The organism is Lawsonella clevelandensis, from assembly GCF_003241315.1.
Lineage (GTDB): Bacteria > Actinomycetota > Actinomycetes > Mycobacteriales > Mycobacteriaceae > Lawsonella > Lawsonella clevelandensis_A.
This window is the reverse complement of record NZ_QFOZ01000009.1, coordinates 16,870-38,421: the sequence shown is the minus strand read 5'-3', so window position 1 is coordinate 38,421 and position 21,552 is coordinate 16,870. Positions and strand designations below refer to the sequence as shown.

Annotated in this window: 17 protein-coding genes and 1 tRNA gene; 9 read left to right on the top strand and 9 right to left on the bottom strand. The window is 53.8% G+C overall.

Annotated elements, in window-relative coordinates; translation table 11 throughout:
* Positions 1-261: 261 nt before the first annotated feature.
* On the top strand, positions 262-3,561 hold the full coding sequence (locus DI579_RS05810; RefSeq protein ID WP_303678912.1) for a (Fe-S)-binding protein: 3,300 nt from the start codon (positions 262-264) through the stop codon (positions 3,559-3,561).
* A gap of 121 nt (positions 3,562-3,682) precedes the next feature.
* A complete protein-coding gene (locus DI579_RS05805; protein WP_290598668.1) occupies positions 3,683-4,906 on the top strand; it encodes a pyridoxal phosphate-dependent aminotransferase in 1,224 nt (407 codons plus the stop codon).
* A gap of 176 nt (positions 4,907-5,082) precedes the next feature.
* Here the strand turns inward: DI579_RS05805 and DI579_RS05800 are convergent, their stop codons facing one another.
* Complete coding sequence (locus DI579_RS05800) at positions 5,083-6,114, bottom strand: hypothetical protein (protein ID WP_303678911.1); 1,032 nt, start codon at positions 6,112-6,114, stop codon at positions 5,083-5,085.
* A 456-nt stretch (positions 6,115-6,570) separates the two neighbouring features.
* Between DI579_RS05800 and nrdF the strand changes: the two genes are divergently transcribed.
* Positions 6,571-7,590, top strand: coding sequence for a class 1b ribonucleoside-diphosphate reductase subunit beta (gene nrdF, locus DI579_RS05795; RefSeq protein ID WP_303678910.1), 1,020 nt, complete (start codon positions 6,571-6,573; stop codon positions 7,588-7,590).
* A gap of 214 nt (positions 7,591-7,804) precedes the next feature.
* Here the strand turns inward: nrdF and DI579_RS05790 are convergent, their stop codons facing one another.
* The 3 genes from DI579_RS05790 to dcd form a co-directional block, all read right to left on the bottom strand.
* Positions 7,805-9,484 (bottom strand): hypothetical protein, encoded by a 1,680-nt coding sequence (locus DI579_RS05790; RefSeq protein ID WP_303678909.1) that lies wholly within the window; start codon positions 9,482-9,484, stop codon positions 7,805-7,807.
* 2 nt (positions 9,485-9,486) lie between these two features.
* Entirely contained in the window at positions 9,487-10,008 is a 522-nt protein-coding gene (locus DI579_RS05785) for an RNA polymerase sigma factor (protein WP_290598672.1), read from the bottom strand.
* Positions 10,009-10,150: 142 nt separating this feature from the next.
* Entirely contained in the window at positions 10,151-10,744 is a 594-nt protein-coding gene (gene dcd, locus DI579_RS05780; RefSeq protein ID WP_290598673.1) for a dCTP deaminase, read from the bottom strand.
* Between the two features lie 143 nt (positions 10,745-10,887).
* Between dcd and DI579_RS05775 the strand changes: the two genes are divergently transcribed.
* The 6 genes from DI579_RS05775 (at position 10,888) to DI579_RS05750 (ending at position 15,495) form a co-directional block, all read left to right on the top strand.
* A tRNA-Gly gene (locus tag DI579_RS05775) sits at positions 10,888-10,961 on the top strand.
* Positions 10,962-11,092: 131 nt separating this feature from the next.
* A complete protein-coding gene (locus DI579_RS05770) occupies positions 11,093-12,376 on the top strand; it encodes a glycosyltransferase 87 family protein (protein ID WP_303678908.1) in 1,284 nt (427 codons plus the stop codon).
* Between the two features lie 4 nt (positions 12,377-12,380).
* Positions 12,381-12,878 carry a hypothetical protein gene (locus DI579_RS05765; RefSeq protein ID WP_290598675.1) on the top strand — a complete coding sequence of 166 codons (498 nt, stop codon included), beginning with the start codon at positions 12,381-12,383 and terminating at the stop codon, positions 12,876-12,878.
* Positions 12,879-12,945: 67 nt separating this feature from the next.
* Positions 12,946-13,422: a universal stress protein gene (locus DI579_RS05760; RefSeq protein ID WP_303678907.1), complete on the top strand. Its 477-nt coding sequence runs from the start codon at positions 12,946-12,948 to the stop codon at positions 13,420-13,422.
* 54 nt (positions 13,423-13,476) lie between these two features.
* Positions 13,477-14,160: a hypothetical protein gene (locus DI579_RS05755; protein WP_290598677.1), complete on the top strand. Its 684-nt coding sequence runs from the start codon at positions 13,477-13,479 to the stop codon at positions 14,158-14,160.
* A gap of 60 nt (positions 14,161-14,220) precedes the next feature.
* Entirely contained in the window at positions 14,221-15,495 is a 1,275-nt protein-coding gene (locus DI579_RS05750) for a hypothetical protein (protein ID WP_290598678.1), read from the top strand.
* A gap of 238 nt (positions 15,496-15,733) precedes the next feature.
* Here the strand turns inward: DI579_RS05750 and DI579_RS05745 are convergent, their stop codons facing one another.
* The 5 genes from DI579_RS05745 to DI579_RS05725 all read right to left on the bottom strand — a co-directional run bounded on the left by DI579_RS05745 (position 15,734) and on the right by DI579_RS05725 (position 21,478).
* The gene (locus DI579_RS05745) at positions 15,734-17,062 is read right to left on the bottom strand and encodes a DUF4185 domain-containing protein (protein ID WP_290598679.1); all 1,329 of its coding nucleotides are present in this window, start codon (positions 17,060-17,062) and stop codon (positions 15,734-15,736) included.
* A 148-nt stretch (positions 17,063-17,210) separates the two neighbouring features.
* Entirely contained in the window at positions 17,211-19,043 is a 1,833-nt protein-coding gene (locus DI579_RS05740; protein ID WP_290598680.1) for a phosphoenolpyruvate carboxykinase (GTP), read from the bottom strand.
* Between the two features lie 196 nt (positions 19,044-19,239).
* Positions 19,240-19,782, bottom strand: a complete 543-nt coding sequence (locus DI579_RS05735; RefSeq protein WP_290598681.1) for a hypothetical protein — start codon at positions 19,780-19,782, stop codon at positions 19,240-19,242.
* A gap of 126 nt (positions 19,783-19,908) precedes the next feature.
* Positions 19,909-20,724, bottom strand: a complete 816-nt coding sequence (locus DI579_RS05730) for a hypothetical protein (protein WP_290598683.1) — start codon at positions 20,722-20,724, stop codon at positions 19,909-19,911.
* A complete protein-coding gene (locus DI579_RS05725) occupies positions 20,717-21,478 on the bottom strand; it encodes a hypothetical protein (RefSeq protein ID WP_290598684.1) in 762 nt (253 codons plus the stop codon). Before DI579_RS05725 ends, DI579_RS05730 begins: the two co-directional genes overlap by 8 nt.
* Positions 21,479-21,552: the final 74 nt, after the last annotated feature.

Here is a 21,552-nt window from a genome sequence, read left to right as displayed (position 1 = left end):
CCGCGGTCCTATCCGTCACCCTGATGATCCCCTCTACGGCACCGGACGCTAAACACAGGACGCAAATACCCGGCACCAGTCGCTAAAACGCACCGGACGCTAAAACGTTAGGTAAGGCGCTAAACCCCACCCAGTGGGGCTGGTGCTAGTCGAGTGCGACCACCAGCCCACCACTGGGCAGGTCTTTAGATGCTCTTTTAAGCATCACGTGCAGGCCGCGCTTACTTTAGACACTGCGCACTGCTGTATATGATGAGAAAGATGATTAGTGACGATCTCTCTGCGCTCGCGTATACGCCCTTCACGCTTGCAGCTGCCCCCGCTACTCCCCGGAATATCACCATTCCGGTGGGGGTCGTCACTACCCTCTTGAGTCTTGTCTGCTGGGCAATCTTTATTCGCGGCATTGTCAACCTGGTGGAAATGATAAAGCTGGGGCAGCCAGACCATACTCGCACGGATCACCCTTGGCGGCGTCTCTGGAACCTACTTAAAGAGTTCCTTGCCCACACCAGGCTTGTTCGCAAACGCCGCACTGTTGCTGTTTCGCACTGGTTTGTGATGGTTGGCTTCATCGTGGGGGCTTTCATTCTCCTTGAGGCCTACATTCAAATGTTTGACCCGGCCGGCGGTTGGCCTGGTATCCATGACCAGCGAGGCTTCCGCGGACTGGTTGAGTTTATTGGTATTACCACTGTTATTGGTGGCCTCTACCTCACTCTTACCCGTATCCATAACAATCCCCACCGGGGCAAAAATAGGCATTCGTCACGCTTCTACCGCTCCAATATGGGAGCCGGCTACTTTGTGGATGCTGTGGTTATCCTTGAGGGCCTTGGCATGCTTGCGGTTAAAGCCGGCCAAATTGCCACCTACCCCGCTTTAGGCGGCGGGGACCCGCACGTTGACTGGATCACCTATAAGGTTGCGCAGTCTCTCCCCGCCAGCCCCACTATGGTGTGCATTCTTGCGGCAGTAAAACTGCTTATCGCTATGCTGTGGCTACTGTTGGTTGGCGTCAACCTGAACTGGGGTGTGGCGTGGCATCGCCTGGGCGCGTTCTTCAATATTTACTTCAAACGTGAATCTGACGGCCGCACCGCGCTGCGTGATATTCACCCCATGCAGAGTGGGGGTACTGTCCTTACCTTTGACAACATCGATCCGGAGAAGGATCTCCTGGGTGCAGGGCGTATTCAGGACTTCACGTGGAAAGACTGGCTCGATTTTTCTGTCTGTACAGAATGCGGTCGCTGCCAGGATCTGTGCCCGGCGTGGAATGCGGGAAAGTCGCTTAACCCGAAGCTCATTATTACTGGGCTGCGTGACGTTGCCCAGGACAGTGCCCCCTACCTGCAGGCTGCCCGTAAAGAAGGCCTTGTTGATTCTGACACCGGCCGTATTGCTGACGATGCTTTCCCACGGCTTGTCGATCTTCTTCCCGCTAAACCTGCGAAAAAACGCGCCCACCAGCGTGCGGAACTAGAACGACTCTCCCACCCCCTGGTGGGCATCAACCCTCACCATGCGGATGCTCAACGTCACCCGGAGCGTATTGGCCTCCTCGATGAAGAGGATCTATGGGCGTGTACTACGTGCGGTGCCTGTGTTGACCAGTGCCCACTCGACATTGAAATTGTCGACCATGTTGAGGATATGCGCCGCCACCAAGTATTGGCCGCCGACAATTATCCCCCGGAGCTCGCCAGTCTCTTCAAGAACCTCCAAAGTAAAGGCAACCCGTGGGGCCAGTCCCCCACTGCCCGGGAAACCTGGATCGACGAGCTGGAGGAAGAGACCGGGTGGCGTGTTCCTGTCTGGGGCAAGGATGTGCATGACTTCGCTGCCGAGGGAATGGAGTACATCTTCTGGGTTGGCTGCGCCGGCGCCTACGAGGATCGCGCTAAAGAAGCCACCAAGGCCACTGCCCTGCTTCTTCACCTGGGGGGCGTGAAATTCTGTGTCCTGGGTAATCAGGAAGCCTGTACGGGGGATTCCGCCCGGCGCGCCGGTAATGAATTCCTCTTCCAGGAGATGGCTAACCGCAATATGGAGCTTCTGGATTCTGTGTTTGGCGATAGCCCTAACCGGAAGATTATTGCTACCTGCGCGCACTGTTTTAACACTCTTAGTAATGAGTATTCCCGCCCCTACACGGTTATTCACCATTCGGTGGTGTTGAACCAGCTGGTGAACCGGCATCGTCTTATCCCCACAACCCCGGTGGAGGGGATAACCACCTACCATGATCCCTGCTATCTGGCGCGTCATAATCACTTCTATAGTCAGCCGCGGGAATTGGTGGAGTCCACTGGTACCCAGGTGACGGAGATGGACCATACTCGTGAGCAGGCCTTCTGTTGTGGCGCGGGCGGGGCCCACTTCTGGATGGAGGAGAAGCCCGGTACACGCATTAACCTCATGCGGGTGGATGAAGCCCTCAGCACGGAGGCCACTACTATTGCTACCTCCTGCCCGTTCTGTGCGGTCATGTTGTCTGACGGTGTGAAGCAGCGCATGACGACGTCGCAGAGTCGGCTGGTGAAGGCGCGGGCGGGGAATACTCGTGTAGCAGATATTTCTATTCTTCTGCTGGAATCTATCCGCCGTGGCGATAAGCTCCCGCAGCCACTGGCTCCTATTCCGGTGGGGGATATTGATCTTACAGCGGAGGCTAATGGTTTTAGCCATACTGCGTCCGTACCGGCTGAGGAAGCAGAAACTGTTAAGGACTACACCGCTACACTGCATGAAAATGAAGTGGAGGAAAACCGTGCAGCAGCCGCCGAGCAGGAGGCTGTGGACGATGTTCTTGCCGAGTTGGAGGAAGAGGCTGTTATTGACGATGCGTCCCTTATTGATGCGGGCGCGTTGACGGTTTCCCTGCAAACTGTGGGGCTTCCCCTGCTTGGCTTGATAGAGCGTAGTGATAGTGTCCCCACTGCGCAGGCTCCTGGCCCTGAACCGGTCATAGTACTTCCGAGTTCTTTGGCTACCTATGAGGCTGAAGAGCAGCAGATAGAAAAAGAGCGGAAGGCGGAGAAGGAGAAGCTGGCGCAGCGTAAGGAACGCATTGAGCGTGCCGGCGAGTCTGCTCCCGCTACGGGTAAGCCGTTGGAGGGTAAACCCTCCGTGGGTAAATCCGCAGCAGGTAGTGGCAGTGCTGCTTCCACTGGCGATGCTGTCCTAGGCACAACTCTAGACGCTGGTCTAGATACTGCTCTAGGCACTGCCGTAGATGCTGCCCTGCCGCACGACGAGCAAGGGGACACAGCCGGTAAGGCTAGTACTCCCGGCGAGGTTGACCTGGAGGTACCAGGTTTGGCACTGCTGGGTATGTTGGCCCGTGCAGATGAGATACCTCCCGCTTTACCCCCTATGGTTGCTGTCACTAAAACGATTGTTGCGAAAGCTACTCAGGCCGCGCAGCCCGTCCATATTAATGATGACAACACTGACAATGACGATAACGGCGACGTTGTAGCGGCTTCCGCTTCACCTACCGGTGTGGCTATTCGCCCGGGGGTTTCTGCTCCGCAGGACTTTTCCGCGTTGTCGTAGATTCCTCATATTTTTCGTATGAGCTATCTCTCACCAGCATGAACCAGTAGAAGGCATTCCGCCCCACGGGTGTAGTCTTGCTTTTTATAAAGACCTTGAATAGTAAACAGAAGAGATAACAATGAGCCCTCGCCGCCTCTGCCAGTCGACAAAACTGGAGAATGTCACGTATGACATCCGCGGCCCTGTCCTAGACCGCGCTAATGACCTTGAATCTCAAGGTACTAAAATTCTTAAACTCAATATCGGTAACCCCGGCAAGTTTGGTTTTCTAGCACTCCGGAATGTTACCGACTATATGGGGGAGACGCTTGACGCCGCCGTCGGTTACAGTGATTCGCACGGCACTGTTCAAGCCCGTCAGGCTATTATTAACCGCTATGCCGCTATCCCTGGTTTCCCCACTATTGATATCAATAGTGTCTATACGGGGAATGGTGCTTCTGAGCTAATCACTATGGCGTTGCAGGCGCTGTGCGATCCGGGCGACGAAGTTCTTATTCCGGCACCCGACTATCCTTTGTGGACGGCGTCTACTGCTTTTGCGGGCGGCACCCCCGTCCATTACCTGCTGGATGAGGATAATGACTGGAACCCCAGTTTGGAGGATATTGAGGCCAAGATTACGGATAGAACTAAAGCTATCGTCATCATTGACCCGAATAACCCCACTGGCGCAGTTTTTTCGAAGGAGATTCTGGAGGGTATTGCCGACATTGCCCGGCGCCATGATCTTCTTATCTTCTCCGACGAGATTTATGACCTTATCCTCTACACTGACGCACCCCACTACAGTATCGCGGCACTAGCCCCTGACCTGCTCGTATTCACGTTTAACGGGCTTTCTAAAGGCTATCGTTCATGCGGTTATCGCGCTGGCTGGGTTGTGATTACCGGGCCGAAAGACCACGCCAAGGATTATCTTGCCGGTTTCCATCTGCTTGCGTCTATGCGCCTGTGCTCCAACGTTCCGGGGCAGTACGCCATTGTTGCGGCATTAGAGGGTAAGCAGGATATTCAACTGTTAACCACCTCGGGTGGGCGCCTGTACGAACAACGCCAAACTACTGTGGATACTCTGAACGCTATTCCCGGTGTTTCTGTTATGCCGCCCAAGGGATCCCTGTACGCGTTCCCACGGTTCGATCCCGACCTCTACCCCATTGCCGATGATGAAAAGTTTGCGCTATCTCTCCTGGAGAATGAGCACATTCTTATGACGCAGGGTACCGCATTCAACTACCCCACTCCCGACCACATGCGTATTGTGATGCTGCCGGAGGTGCCAGTGTTGAAAGAAGCCATTGAGCGTTTAGGGAATTTCCTGTCCACCTATCGTGGTTAATGCTCTCGCACTGTGAGCGCTACTAGGTACTACTGAGCGCTACTGAGTACTACTGAGCTATGGGGGAACAGGCGGGGAAGATAACGACATAAAAAGTGGGCTACCGAGATTACATGAATCTCGGTAGCCCACGTGGGGAAAGTGACAAATTATAAGGAAGTGTCAGAGGCAATCATTTAGGCTTTGTTGTCGGCCTTATTGTCTTTGCCTTTGCCACCCTTCTTCTTCTTATTGACACCAGCGTAGATGCCGTAGCCAATGCCGCCAGCTACAACGAGGCAGGCAATAACGATGCCGGTGATAGCACCGCCGGAGAGACCGTCCTTACTGTCCTCCTCCTTGTAGGGATCCTCATCGAGAACCTCCATGCCGGAAGCGTCAGTGGAGCGAGCTGCGGACTTATCGCCCTTCTTGGCGTCCTTCTTGTTGCCCTTCTTGGCGTCCTTCTTCTTATCGCTCTTCTTCTTGTCCTTGCTGGCCTTCTTATCGTTAGCCTTGGCAGGGCCACCGGCACCGCCGGCAGCGTTAACAGCGAGGAGAGTGCCCTTACCGGAGAGAGCCTGGCAGTGCAGCTGAATGTGCTGGGTACCAATAACCTGGGTATCAACAACGTTCTTCATGGTGACGAAGTTCTCGGGGTTGTTGAACTGACCAGCAGCACCTTCCACGGCGGGGTGGACAGTGCCAATCTTGCCGGACTTAGCGGCCTTCATCTTCATAACGATGGTAGGAACGGCCCAGTGAGCGTCCTTGCCGTTGACATCAACGTCGAAGCCGGACATCACGAGGGTCTTACCACCAACGAGGGAGATCTTCGGGGTGCCGATGAGGCGAGCACCCGAGCCCTCAAGGCTGGCGGTAACGAAGGAGGCAGGATCATCAATGGTGAGACGCATAACGACGTTCTCAGCACTCTTAATAACTGCGATAGATTCCTTACCGGGGATCATCTCCGGCTTGTAGTCGACGCGTACCTCGTACTCCTGGCCGGCCTTCACGGAATCGGGGGCGGTAACCGTCATGGTGTCGGTCTTGCCACGAGTCTGGTTGAAGTTCATGGGGGCACCGTTGGTACGGCAGCTGGACTTAATGGTCTTGTTTACGGTAGCGGCTGAGGCAGTGGCTACTGTGAGCGGGGACAAGCCGAGGCTCATGCCTACGGCAGCAGCGAGGGCCAAAGCCTTCTTGGTGATCGTTGAAGTTGACATGCCATTGATTTTACGTAGGTAGAGACAACATGTCCCTGCTATTGCACGTCATCTAGCAGGAAAAATGAGATCTTGCCCACGCAAACCCTATTTTTGGTCTATTATCCAAAAGGATCGCCATTATAGAGTTTGTTGCTCATTCTTTCTTCATAATTCACTCTTTTTTCATGTAACCGCTCTGAACTGCAAGAATTCGCAATATGGTGAAAAAGCTGTCTGATTTGTTCACATGAGGAATTTTTATAACGTCAATAAAAATTTCTATTAATGGTCAATTGTCAAGGGTTTGTGAAAAGCACTACATCTGCCAATTTTGCATTTTTTATTGCCATATACCTCCCCCATACTCCCATTTATGAGGTAACCCTTATTATATTTTCAGTGATCCGCACAACATTCCCCCCGCCTTGTACGATAGAAAGTATCGTATGAGCACAATCAAAGGACACACGCGACATGACATTTGAGGTACTCACTCCGGCCCAAATTGCTGCCGGACACAAAGCCGACCACATTCTCGACACCGTCAAAGCCAGGCCCATCGACTGGAACAACATCGAAGACCCCAAAGACAAAGAAGTATGGGATAAACTCACCGAAAACTTCTGGCTCCCCGAAAAAGTACCACTCTCCAACGATGTAAAGTCCTACAATAATCTCCCCGAAGCGGAGAAGAAGGTCATGCAGAACACCTACGGCATGCTCACCCTTCTGGACACCATCCAGTCCACCGTAGGTGCCACCGCCATGGTGGGCGATGCCCTCACCCCCCACGAGGAAGCCGTCTACTCCAACATTGTGTTCATGGAGTCCGTACACGCTAAGTCCTACTCCTCCATCTTCTCTACCCTCTGCTCCAAGGAAGAAAACGACGCTATCTTCGAGTGGACTGAAAATAATGAGCTGGTGCAGAACCTGGCCCGCATCCAGATGAACTTCTACACCGACATCGACCCCATCAAACGCAAAATTGCCGGCACCATGCTAGAGGGATACCTCTTTTACACTGGCTTCTTCACCCCCTTCTACATGGGCTCCCGCAACAAACTCCCCAACACTGCCGACCTCCTGGGCCTCATCTTCCGCGACGAGCGCGTCCACTGCTACTACACCGGCTACAAGTACCAAAAGATGCTGGAACGCGTCTCCGCCGAAGAACGAGCACGCTACAAGGAGATGACATTCGACTACCTCCTTGAACTCACCGCTACAGAGGAAGCCTTCCTCCACGAGCTTTACGACGAGGTCGAGTGGTCCGAACTGGCCATCTCCTACAGCCATTTCAACGCCAACACCACCCTGAAATACCTTGGCTACGAACCTCTCTACCCGAAAGACGTATGCCACGTAGACGCAGGCGTGATGGGCTACATTGCCTCCGACAACATGGAAAACCACGACTTCTTCTCCGGCTCCGGCTCCACCTACATTGTGGGCGAGGTGGAAAACACCACTGATGACGACTGGGACTTCTAGCCAGCAGCCACCCTCGCTTTCAGCCGTCCAATAACTCTGCACTTCCGCATGTCGTGTGCACTAAGAATGGATGCAAGAATAGTTCAAAAATAGTGCAAAAAGAGGGGATCCCGGGAAGTATGACGCTTCCCGGGATCCCCCTTTAGGGCCTCTCTCTATGTAGCCCTTATCTATATGGCGGCTCTAGCTATGAGCACTACGCTATCCACGCCCATCAGTTATGCACTTTATCCATGGGGCAGGGGAAGGACTCATGCACAGTTTCTGGCGCAAGTCCCTTCGTACCCTTGGGGAAAGTGGCCTCCAGTTTGGTGTACACCTGCACACCATACCCACATTGCTGCAGGTCAGAGAGTTTAACAACAACGGGGACGCGATGGTTCTTCCCTTCCGCGCAAGACGGGTTGCAGTCATTAATCACCGCAATACCATTGCCGGTAGCAACCTGCTTACCCCAATCTTGCCAAGAGATTTCTGTTAGGCGGAATGCGCCGGTAGCGCACCCCAGGTAAATCTCGGAGGGGCCGCTGGGGCCTTCCGTGTCTACACAGTTAAGGAAACCAGTAGCACGTACCAGCACTAACGTATCTTCCGGGGTAGCGCCCTGCACCGCATACACTTGGCCACTCTTCCGGTTGAACGTGAGAGTAGCGGGGGTTGTCGATACTTTATTCGGGGCGAACTTCACCGTAACAGCATCGTCGGGAACAAGGCCGGATAGTGTCTTGGGGGTACTCACAACACTACTTCCCGCGTCCCGGGCAATAACCTGGTAAAGCCCATGGTAGAGGGGTCCGTCCAAGCCTGGAACAGTGAGCAGGAGGAGCGCCGCGCGGGACGGCTGTACATCCGGAATAGCTTGGGAGAGAACACCCTCCAACCCGTCCGGGTCCTTCGGCCAAGAGGACAATGCAGCCACGTTAATAGTGGTGCCAGCAATGTCTACCTGCTGAACGCCACGCTTAGTGTAACCGCGTCCCATACCGAAAAGCTTTGGGCTGCCAGCTTTTTCCCACTTCTTCTGGGCTTCTTGGCTATCAAAAGCCAGTTCCCCATCAGAGACCTGCATCTCCACACTACTGGCATCCATAATGGTGCGCTGATTAGTGGTGACGTTATAGATAATGCCGTCTTTATTAAAGTGACGAACCACCTGACGCCGGTGCAACAGTAAGGTCTGGTCCGGGAGTTTCTGCACGTTGACGGCATCATGCCGGGCTTCCGCACCAGCGTTACGCAGCATTGTTTGCGCTTCTGCACGCGGCAACGTTGGAGTATCGGGCACAACCTGCCCCACCCCAACAAGTACCGCCACAGCAGCCGCGGCGGCCGCAATGCCACCGTAGAAACCGCCACGGACGCGACGTCGGCTATCCCGCTTTTCACGCTCAGCAGCCATACTGATAATAATGTGGTGCGATGTTGCGGCGTCTGGTGCGTTGGCTTCATCGTCCAGCACGCGCTGCACCTCAGGTGCCTCAACCGTCATGGAGCTAGAGCCAGCACTGGACGTATCCACAGAAGTAGGCGGCTGTGCAACACCAGCAAGCCCACTATCCTGATGCCCCAGTGCATAGGCACTGTTCTTGCCAAGATTTAGAGCGCCCTGGTGAATACCAATGGGCTCGCCAACAAACTCATCTTCTGAATTACCCTGTGCACTAGCATCGGAACCCGCACTGGCGCCGTCAAGATCAGCGCCGGCAAGGTTAACAGAGGTACGACCGGCGATAATATCGTCAAGAAGCTCCATATTGGGCTGCTCGAGGGCACCCTCAGTAACAGTTTCAGAAGGGATAGGGTTAGCTGCGATTAGGCGACGCCACGTTTCTGGATCCGCTTCGTGAAGGGGACGGAAGCGAAGTGGCGCATGGTGTTTCTTCGGGTGAAACATAATTATTGCTCCTCCACAGTGTGTAGTGCTTCCGCGAACCGAGTACGGGCACGATGGAGACGGACACGGGCGGCGGCCGGAGTTACCTGCAATGCGGATGCCAGCTCCACAGTAGTGAGGCCTTCCCACGCGGCAAGGAGAAGAACGTCCCGATCAGAATCGGATAATAAATCTAGGGCTGCTTTAACCCGGGAGCCCTCCGCCACCCCCTCAGCGACGTCAATAGCACTGGCACCGTGCGCGACACTGCTGGGATCCATGATAGTTTCATGGTCCAGACGCCGCGCAGACGTACGAAAGTACTCATTGACAACGTTGTGGGCAACTCCGAAAAACCACGGTAGTGGATCTTCGTGGAGATGCGGCGGAATAGTGTCTCGGGTTTGCCAGACTCGCGTCATAATTACGGACAGTAAATCCTCAACATCATTGCTGGGGATACGGCGGCGCAAATATGCCACGACAGGCTGGTAGGACTGCTGATAAGCAGCTCTAAACCATTCCTCTGTTAGCGTGTCACTCATATGTCTAGTCTACGATCGGAACCTTACGGTTGCGGATACCTTCGCCCTATGTATGTGCCACACAATAAAATTGTTACAGAAGAACGGAAAACAGTGCCGGAAACAGCACCAGAAACACTGCCATGCTTCTACCGCTGCACTTCTATAGCGGCGTGACGGAGCCTTCCTCATCGACGCTAAAATTCTTCCATGCTTGTGACGGGGTGGGGCCGCGCTGCCCCTGATATTTCGACCCCAGTACGGAGGAACCATAGGGATGTGTGGAGGGTGAACTTAAACGGAATACGCACAATTGCCCTACCTTCATGTTGGGGTAGAGCTTAATGGGCAGGTTGGAAACATTGGAGAGTTCCAGGGTGATGTGCCCAGAGAAGCCGGGGTCAATGAACCCTGCAGTGGAGTGCGTCATAAGGCCCAGGCGACCAAGGGAACTCTTCCCCTCCAGCCGACCGGCCAGCTTATCGCTGAGGCTGACGATTTCTTTAGTGGAACCCAGAACGAATTCGCCAGGGTGCAGAATGAAGGAGTCTCCTTCAGTAACTTCTACCAGCGTTGTGAGGTCGGGTTGGGGAACCGCCGGATCGATGTGGGTGTAGCGGGTGGAGTTGAAAACGCGGAAGAGTCCGTCGAGCCGTACATCAATGCTGGAGGGTTGTATGAGGGCTGCATCGTAGGGCTCGAGGGAGAGGTCGCCCGAGCTGATAACTGCGCACAAATCTACGTCTGAAAGAAGCACGTTCCTAGCCTAACCTATCTGCAGAATATTAAAGACGCTGTGGCCAACAATAGCTTTGTGAAAAGGCGGAATTTACTAAAGTGGTCATAATGTAGTTTCCGGAAGAATAGTAGAGGCTGCTAGTCTGGGGGAAGCACTTCTCTGCCGATGTAGTTCAATGGTAGAACATCAGCTTCCCAAGCTGAATACGCGGGTTCGATTCCCGTCATCGGCTCCATTCACGTTTCTGTGGCCGTGCTACGTCTTCCCATGTTCGGGCCGCAGGTTCATACTTAATTTCACAATCGCTATTGTGTCATTCCAGTAATAAGTGCAGCTAGTCCATATACACAGATAGGATTGAGCAGAATGCAGCCCGCACAACGGTTAAGCCAGAACGGTAAGTATGCATTAGCTGCATTCCAGCTTATTCTTATTGCCGCGGCCATGGTGGTGTTCTTCCCCTTCAACGCGGAGAACCCCGGCTACCATATTGACTTCGACGTCTACTGGACCGGTACTCGTTTCTTCCTCAACGGTGGCTATATCTACGGCAAAATTCCTCTTCTGCACCATGGCACTAGCCTGCCTTTTACATATCCGCCAGTAGCACTGTTGGTCTTTGTACCCTTCGCTATTCTCCCGTACCAGCTCAGTTCCATTCTGTTTAGTTTGGTTTCTCTTCTCGCTCTGTATGTGGTGGCGCGCTACACTTTTACAGCTGTCCGCAGCTATGGTGTGATGGTTGAGGATAAGCCCTGGCACAATGTTTTTCTGTGGGTCGCCATTATTGTGGCCCTGTTTACTGCGCCAGTTCGCTTCACTTTTCTTTTTGGGCAGATCAATCTTCTGCTGATGATGCTGGTCACTATTGACTGCTGTACATCTCGCCGTCGCTGGTGGACGGGAATGCTGGTGGGGTTGACCATCTCCATCAAGCTCACCCCCATGGTGTTCCTCCTGTATTTTGTCTGCCGCCGCGACTGGAAATCTGTGGGAATGACACTCGGTTCTTTCCTGGTGTACAACCTTTTTGCGCTTCTTGTTATGCCTAGTACAACACGGTTGTACTGGACGAAGATTATTCGAGATAGTGAACGCATTGGTGCTTACCACTACTGCAGAAACCAGTCTATTAACGGGGCGCTTGCCCGCTTCGGGCTGCATGATTCCTCCCGCAGCACAGTGTGGTTTATTGTTGCTCTTATTGTGGGATTACTCATCGCTGTTATTGTGTGGCAGCTTGTGAAAGCCCAACAGTATTTCGCTGCTCTTATGCTGAACGGTATTGCTGCTAACCTCTGCTCCCCCATTTCCTGGGACCATCACTGGACATGGATTGTGCCGCTTGTCATTCTGTTGGGTGTGTGGGCATGGAAGAAAATCCCCACTTCCTCTACCCAGTGGGTATGGTGGACGCTTACCGGCCTCGGTGCGCTTATTCTTTTCACTGACCCGTTAAGGTTCCTCCCGATGAATGGCGATAAGGAACTATCCTGGACCCCCATCCAGCACTTTTTTGGAGAGTCCTACACTCTGTGGAGTCTCCTGACTATCATTGCCCTACTTGCTGTACGGCCCTTCTCTCGGCTTACCAATACGCCCCGTACCATCAAAAAAACATCCGAAAAAGCGCCTGTGTCACTACAGTAAAACTATGCGTTTTGGAAAAACCTCGCTTCGGTTACTACGCTCTTCCCGCCGCCGCATAAGAACTGGCACCGTCAGCACTCGTACTGCAAACATCTACACTGCGCATATCTACACTGCGGCCATTTGTACGGCAGCTATCTGCATTGCCACTATCTGTGGCGTCGGCCTCACCGGGTGTACGCACCATGATGATGCCCCGTCCTCCTCTACTAATGCTGCAACAAAAAACATTCCCGATAGCGTCAACATCACCTGCGAGCACTTCAACGCACTGAAACCAGAAGAGCAGAAAAAAGCTGCTGATACACTACTCAATAGCTACAATTCAGCCGGAAAACTAGCATCTGACCAGGCGCAATCTCACCAAGATTTTCATCTTGAAGGAAAACTTTCCGCATCGTCGCAGACGGAATCTCCCTCTTTCCTCAACCTCGCACGGCATACGTGTGCCCTCCCCGACAATAAGAGTGTTCGGCTGCTTACAGCGATGGGTTTCAACTAGGGTTCACATATTTTCTATAGAATCGGGCTTAGACAGTTCCGGACGATTCTCGTAAAGGAGACCCTTCATGACTGCCACAGACCGTGTTGTTCTTATTGCCTATGATGGTTCCCGCCAGGCAAAACGAGCAGTATCCATTGTCTCCACATTCATTCACGAGGAACGCGTCATCCTCCTCACCGCCTGGCAGGCTGTACAGATGCAGGCCACGCGTGCTTCCAGTATGGGTGGTTTAGTCCAGCCGGATTGGGACTCCGAAAAAATGGTGGAGGATCCCGGCCTTACAGACGCCCGGAATTTCGCCTTTGAAGGCGAAAAACTCGCCCGGGAAAACGGCATTACCCATACTGAAAGTTACCTGGTGGAATACACCACCAGCGTGTGGAATGCCATCACCAAGGCTGCTGACGAACTTGATGCTGATCTTATTGTCACTGGCACGCATGGCCGTACTGGATTCCAGGAACTCATGCACCCCTCCGTGGCGGATCGCGTGTTGAAACACGGGCACCGCCCAGTCCTTATTGTTCCGCCCGAAGCATAGGAATGAAGCAGGTAAAGCAGGAATACTGAAGCATAAGGAATACTACGGTACGACATGTCGCAAAGAGCACTACGCTCCGTTAATGGTGCCCTGGGTTGGGTCACACTGTGGTGTATTGCTATTACCTCAGCACTCCTCTGGCCACTTTTCACAAACGGATACCTGCTGACGCGTGGCGGAGTATCCACACCGCACTCCTACATCACTCCCTCCGCACTGGGAATTGGCGATACCCTGTCATGCTCAGTTCCCCAAGACACGTTTATTGCTATCGTTTCCCACTTCATGGATGGCGGCCTGGCAGTAAAAATTCTTCTCTTCCTCGCTCTTATCTTCGCAGGTTTAGGCGCCGCCGGATTGGGGTGGTATTTTCTTTTCCCCGCCACACGTGGCCAAGCCCTCACCCAGGGACTTGCGGCCGCCACCTTCGGCATCTGGAACCCCTTCGTGGTAGAGCGTCTCCTGCAAGGACACTGGTCACTTCTTTTGTGTTACGGTGCGCTCCCCTGGATAGCCCTTACCGGAACAATGGTGATGTCCACCGGCCACTACACACGCCTCACTGCCTGGGCCGCATTAACCGCATCAATGGCACTAGCCGGGTTTACCCCCACTGGAGCCATTATGGGCATCCTCTTTGCCCTACTTTCAGTGGGGCTTCCGAAACGTCCCATTGATGTTTCTGAACTACGCCTAGCCATTGACCACACCTCCACCCCGCTAAAGTATTGGCAGTGACTCCTTACCATACTGGGGATCGATCTACTCGTTATTCTCCCCTGGCTCTACCCCACTATTTTGCATGTCGTAAAGTATGGTTCCGCCTCGTTTGCGAGCAGCGCCGATATTCCTACCTATGCCGCTCGCGGAGAGGGGCCCCTAGGGTCCCTCAGTACCTTCTTTTCTCTCCTGGGACTGGGCGGTATCTGGAATGCGGATGCTGTCCCCGCCAGCCGCTCCACGTTTTTTGTTTTTATTGCGCTTGTTATCCAGCTTGTACTACTCAGCATTGGAATATGGCGTTTCCGCAGATCCAAGACACGCCACCTGGTATATATGTGGGTGGGGGCCGGCATTCTAGGACTCCTAATTATCACATTCTTCTCCTACCCCGTTGGCCTGCACGCCGCCGAGTGGCTTGCAGAACATATTCCGGGGACGGAACTTTTCCGCGACGCCCACAAATGGATGGCGCTTATTATGCCCATCTATGCGGTCCTGGTAAGTTCCTGCGCCCGCGCCATCTACGAATTCAGCTACCGGCACACCCTCTTCGGGAAGCGCATTGATGCCCGCACCACCACAGCATTACTGTGCGTCCTCATTATTCTTCTGCTACCGGACGCACCCATCGCAACCGGACAGCATCTGCAGCCCGTTTCCTACTCTTCGTCCTGGAATGAGATCCTCAAAGCAGTCCACGATAGTGACGGCGACATGATGGTGCTCCCCAGTGGGCATACACGTATTTTTGAGGGCGGCAACAACCGCCCAGTACACGATCCCGCACCTTATCTTGTTCCCGTTGAGGTTTTAACAAGTAATGCGCGCCCGCTAGAGGCAGACTACTCCACCGAGGAAAAGACTAACCCGTCAGACGATACGCAGGAGCAGGACAATTCCTCTGCTCCGCAGGCTTCACCCATTACGCCAGTTACACCTGTTTCGTCTCCCTCATCTACGTCAACGACGTCACCGCCCTCGCCTGCCCATGAAGAAACGCGTGCAGACCAGGTTAACCAGGCTCTTTTAGAGGGCGCGCCAGCAGAAACCCTAGCTGCTCTGGGAGTGCGCTGGGTACTTATTGAGCACACTGTTGCGCCCGCAGTCCCAGACACTTTTGAATTCCGCAATGCGCTACGCGGTTTGGAACCACTGGTGACGGCACCGGACCTTACTCTTTACCGAGTACCCGGCACTGTAAGCCACAGTTATGCGCCAACGCATTGGGAGTGGTCACTAGCTTTTACCGCCCACGTTATCTGGCTTCTGCTGATCGTGGTGAGCTATGTGGCCATGTTCTGGCTTATTATCAAAGACCGTAAACACGCCAACAGCAGCAGAACACTATAACGCACTGGGCAGCCAGTGCGCCCGTTAGTTAATACTGGCAGGGTGTGGCGGCGGGAAAGCGTGCGGGAAGTACTTCGACGCTTTCTGTCGAATATCTTCCGGAGTGTAGATGTAAGGTAGCTTTTCCACTTTCCTGACGTTAGGGAGCGTCGCTTTTATTGTTGACACTTGGTACGGCACCCACGAGGAGATCGTGAAGAAAACAGTGTATCCACTCTGATTGGGAAGGAAGTAGGGGTTATAGAGTTTTGCCCCCCTGGCTCGGAATAAGAGTGTACCGATTAGTCCAGTTAATAAGGTCCTTCGAGTACCGCAGATAAATGTTGTCCCCACTGCCAAGAGTAAGCAACATGAAACGCTTAATACGAGGATTCCATTGCACAGACATTTCGGATGCTCTACCAGGGATAACAGGATATGCTGCAGACGGATCCCCCTGGACCCAGTCCTCTCCATCCCAGTATTCCCAGGAGTCTAGATCCTCAAAATCCTCAATGCGGACACGGGAAATATAACCGTCCCCCATGCGGCCACTAGGGGTACCGAATTCGTAGACATACTTCCCGTACTTCACAAAAGCACCCATTTGGAAGTTCTTAAAGCCGTCCTTGTTCGTCCGGTGAATACTGGTGGGAAGCCAGGTAGTGCCATAGTCGTAGGACTTATAGATATGGGAGAAGTTAGTTACCCACTGCCCCGGATTTCCCCAACTACGGACAGACATGAAGTCAATATACTGAACTCCGTTGATGGACAGTGCCGCGGTGGGAATCTTCGATAGTTCATTGTGTTTACCATGTCCACAATCAACAATTTCTTCGGCCTTATTTTCAAAACCAGTAAAGAATTTGGTGGTGCGAACATTGTAGGGATTACGAGTATCTGCCCACGCTAAAGCCGACCCGCGGAAACGGCTGAAGGGACCAAAGTGCCCAGGACCATAGTTATCACCGAATGCGATAAGGGTACGGCCATCACCAGTACTCCAGGTAATTCCTAGATCGGAGCTCCAAATACCAGCATCGCGGGAAACACTATTAGCAGCCCCAACTCCAACAAGTGGTTTGCCCACAACTTGTGCATCTCGAGATCTGATAATAGGGGCACTGGTATGGGGTCCCAGAGTAAGAGTGATATGCGCACGCGAGATACTTTGACGCGCTACTTTGACAGGTTTAGGGATAAGTTCTTTTCCCGCACGAGGAGGGAGATAGACGATGTGAAGGGGATCGAATTTGGAGAGATCCCGATGGAAGAGACGGTCGGGGAAAATGAGCCCTTTCAGGCGGTGGATAGCATTCGGAATATCTGAATGCTTCTTACCATTGTGGTTCTTACCATCATCGGGTTTTTCTGGGTGCTCATGGCGTTCTCGTTCACGCTGCGCAATTTCTGTGGCGCTCGGGTATCCAGCTTGGGCAGCGGTAACGGGGTCCTCAATGATGAGGGGTGGTTCAAGGGTTTCTGCGGCAGAAGCAGGAGTGGTGGGGGCAAAGAAAAACCCGGATATAAGTGTGACAGTGAGAGCGGCAGCGATGCTTGTACTGCCGATGCTCTGTGAGCGCACGATATTCTCCTTATGAGCGGTACAACCGTCTGTACTGTAGCGCCTATATTGTAGCGATAGTGCCCTCCACTACATCAGTAGTGGAGGGCACTATTTTCTTACTATGTATCGTTCTCAGGGGTAAACCCTAGAGACTCAACACATGTAACTAGTTCTTGGCGTCGGCAATACGCTGCTTGAGAGCCTCGTACTCGTCGAGAACTTCCTGCGGAACCTTCGGGCCGAGTTTCTTGAACCAGGCATCGAGGTCGGGAAGCTCGCGCTCCCAGTCAGCCTTGTGAACAGCGAGGGCAGCCTTAACGTCATCCTCAGTGTAGCCTTCGAGGCCGGTGAGGTCGAGATCCTCAACGCGGGCGGTCTGGCCGACGATGGTGTTGTCAGCTTCGACGCGGCCTTCAAGACGGTCAACGATCCACTTGAGGACACGGCTGTTGTCGCCGAATCCTGGCCAGAGGAACTTGCCATCGTCATTCTTGCGGAACCAGTTGACGTAGAAGATCTTGGGCATCTTGTCGCCGCCCTTTTCTCCCATGTCAATCCAGTGCTGGAGGTAGTCGCCAACGTTGTAGCCGATGAAGGGGATCATGGCCATGGGGTCGCGGCGGATGGAGCCAACCTTGCCCTCAGCAGCAGCGGTCTGGCCGGAGGAGAGGGTGGCGCCAATGTAAACGCCGTGGTTCCAGCTGTATGCTTCGGAAACCAGCGGAACGGTGTCGGGGCGACGGCCACCGAAGAGCATGGCGGAAACCGGAACGCCCTTGGGGTCGTTGAACTCTGCAGCGGTAACTGGGCACTGGGTAATCGGCACAGTGTAGCGGGAGTTCGGGTGAGCGGCGGTAACGTCGGAAGCAGGGGTCCAGTCGTTGCCGTGCCAGTCGGTGAGGTGTGCCGGCGGCTCGCTCATGTCTTCCCACCAGACGTCGCCGTCATCGGTGAGGGCAACGTTGGTGAAGATGCAGTTGCCGGGCTCCATGGAACGCATGGCGTTCGGGTTGGAGTCGTAGTTGGTGCCGGGGGCAACACCGAAGAAGCCGTTCTCGGGGTTGACGGCGTAGAGGCGGCCATCTTCACCGAAGCGCATCCAGGAAATGTCATCGCCAACGACCTCAGCCTTCCAGCCGGGGATGGTCGGCTGCAGCATGGCGAGGTTGGTCTTGCCACATGCAGACGGGAAGGCGGCGCAGATGTAGTAGGCCTTGCCTTCGGGGGAGGTGAGCTTCAGGATGAGCATGTGCTCAGCCATCCAGCCTTCGTCACGAGCCATGACAGAGGCGATACGGAGGGCGTAGCACTTCTTGCCGAGGAGGGCGTTTCCGCCGTAACCGGAGCCGAAGGACCAGATTTCGCGGGTCTCGGGGAAGTGGGTGATGTACTTGGTCTCGTTGCAGGGCCAGGCGACGTCTTTCTGGCCGGGGGCGAGAGGTGCGCCAACGGAGTGGACGCCACGAACGAATTCGCCGTCTTTGCCGATCTTGGCAAGAGCAGCTTCACCCATGCGAGTCATGATACGCATGGAGACAACGACGTAAGCGGAGTCAGAGATTTCAATACCGAGCTTAGGATCGTCGGCACCAAGGGGACCCATGCAGAAGGGGATGACGTACATGGTACGGCCCTTCATACAGCCCTTGTAGTGCTCGAGCATTTCTTTACGCATTGCATTGGGCTCAGCCCAGTGGTTGGTGGGGCCAGCGCCATCTTCGGTCTCAGAGCAGATGAAGGTGCGGGATTCAACACGAGCAACGTCAGCAGGATCGGAGAGAGCCAGGAAGGAGTTCGGCTTCTTCTCGGGGTTCAGCTGGGTGAAAGTGCCACCGTCAACGAGTTGTTTGGTTAGACGGTCCCATTCTTCCTGGGATCCGTCGCAGAAAACGACATGGTCGGGGGTCATAACCTCGGCCCACTGGGCGACGAAGTCAATGATTTTTTCATTCTCAGTGGGGATGGTTCCCTCGAAACCTGGAATGGTCTTTGCAGTCATCTGTCACTCCTACAAGTAATTGATGTCATGTTCCATGTTAGTAACGAATGACGATGAGAGCACATCTTCCTTGAGTGATTTGGAGGTAACATTCCCCCCTCAATGTGATTTAAAATACATATTTTCGTGACGGCTTCATATAAGTGCAGTTAGGTATTCCTATAAAAAGCACGTCAAACGCTACTTAATCGATACTCTACGCATCTAGCGTCGGAGGGTACGGAAGCTGCCAACGCTGATTAGTTCCGTCAAAACAAATGTTTTGCAGGTGGTCCACAATGCCATCCGCGTCCTCATCGCTGAAGACAAGCATGCCATCTTCATAACCCAGGGTTGCGCAGTGGTTTTCATCTATCTCTATGGCAAAACAAAGCTTCCCAAGTTCCATATACATTTCACCCGGACGTAATGCATCGATATCCCCATGGGTAATGGGACGTATAATTTCGTCCCCATTAGAGGCATACGAGGTAACACCTACCTCCCCCGTTGGATCAATAAGTCCTACTCCTACAGTTTGCGTAGGACCAGTCGTCATCTCACCCGGATTGAAGAATGTGATATCTGGCTCATACTCGTTGTCATAGTCCCAACACACCGCTTCATCGGTAATATATTCGCCGGTTTGCGGATCGATGGGGGCGTTCATGGGGATAGGAACCCACTCGTTTCCCATCGCATCGGTGACGACAAAGGCAGACCCAAGCCATGGGTCAAAAGGAATCTCGAAATCGGTCATGACGCTCTCCGCTCTACTTTCTGTTGGGAAATACTGCTGCTATTAGCCGCCGCACACGGGCGGGGCCACTGATGAAACTTGTACTTGATGGGAAATTAACTGGGGACTTAACGAAAACCACTGGACTCATAAAAGGTTCCCTTCCACTGGCTCAGCTACCTCTTCATGAGATTCTTCGACAGAACTACACGAAGCTGGACTACACGAAACTGGGTTAGAAGCTGCCGGGCTAGGAGCTGCCGGACTAGAAGATTGTGGTTGCTGATTCTGCTTGAGGATAAGCGCGACACGACGCGGAACAACCCGGTCAGCTGGAAACCCCTGACTCCGTAGCTCGTCAAAGGGGATACTGGCGAAAAACCAGTGCGCCATAAGCTCTTCCACACGCCGATTCATATCACCACGGATTCCGCTCACCAGCAGATTCCGTATTTTTTCCTGGTGTTGCCGGTACCGCAGCATAGCCACAATTCCCATAAACATGAATCCCACAACAACAGCTGCCAGGATCCACCAGGAACCATGCACATTCACCCCGGAATAGTCCAAGACAAGAACAACGCCGCGTACCACACCAAGACCCGCCGCAAGCGACAGGACTGCTGGGGCCACAACATCAAGCGCAATGTTAGGAACACTTTTCACCATGTCCTGCTGACTGCGGGAGACATCATCAACAGCCCGCACAAGATCCTGGGCTATAGCATTCCGCAACCGTGGCGGAACACTATCCCTAATACCCAGCTGCAATAGCGGAATAGTGTCGTAGGCGCGCTCCTTCCACTGCTCCATCGGCTGATTCTCGGATGGCAGTGCCTCCTGAATCCACCGATCAATCGCAGTTCGCACCTGCACCCGCTGAACACTGAGATTCTCATCGCGTTTCTTGCGGTAATCTTTTTCCACTTGAGTACACGTTTGTACCCACGCATCACTACCCATTTGTCCTCCGCAACATCAGTTCCAATGTTTCTGTTTGGAAACCACTTCCTGCTGCCGCATTCATCGCAAGAAGAACACTTCTCTCCGTGGATAGTTCGCGTGCACACCGCAAAGCCAAAGTATGAGCAGCTATCTCTGGATCCGACCAGTCAACAGGGGCGAGGACAAGCGGAACCGGGTAATCCTGCGGAAGCGGCGGCGCTATCCCCACCTGCACCACAAGATCCGGCCACTCCCCCACACGTTGCCGTGGCGACAATGCGCTCTTACCGCCTGACTGCCACAAGCCATACACACCAGCTTTAAACGTTGCCGCCGGAATGCACTGCGCCGATAAAGACGACGCCGGGGACATGACAGGGGTATCGCCGCGATAGCCAGAAACGACCTCAGTAGGTTGTTGTGCAGCCAATTCCCGCACAAGATGCTTCTGCAGATACTGGGCTACTACCACAACCGGAGGACGCGTCTTGGAACCATTCGTAGGGGGAGTTACTCCAAAACCATCGCCAGTAACAGCGATAAGCGCTGGTCGTGTACAGACAGACCGGAGAGCACCCGCCCATCCCGTAGCACACTCGTCATTGGTAATACCCGGCCACGACTGCAGCGCTAACAAGAGCGCACGCGCCAAAGGGCGAGCCGGCAGTGGAACCTGAGCAGGACCATACTGCTGTGCACTGGTAGATCGCATAGCCTGAGCAGACCGTGAAGCCTGAGCAGACTGTGAGGGGTATGAAGACCGCGTAGACATGTGCCCTCCTTTCGTGTGCACTAGTGTGCCTAATAGCGCGACAGTATTGGAGAGCTACTTTTGCTCATTATTAG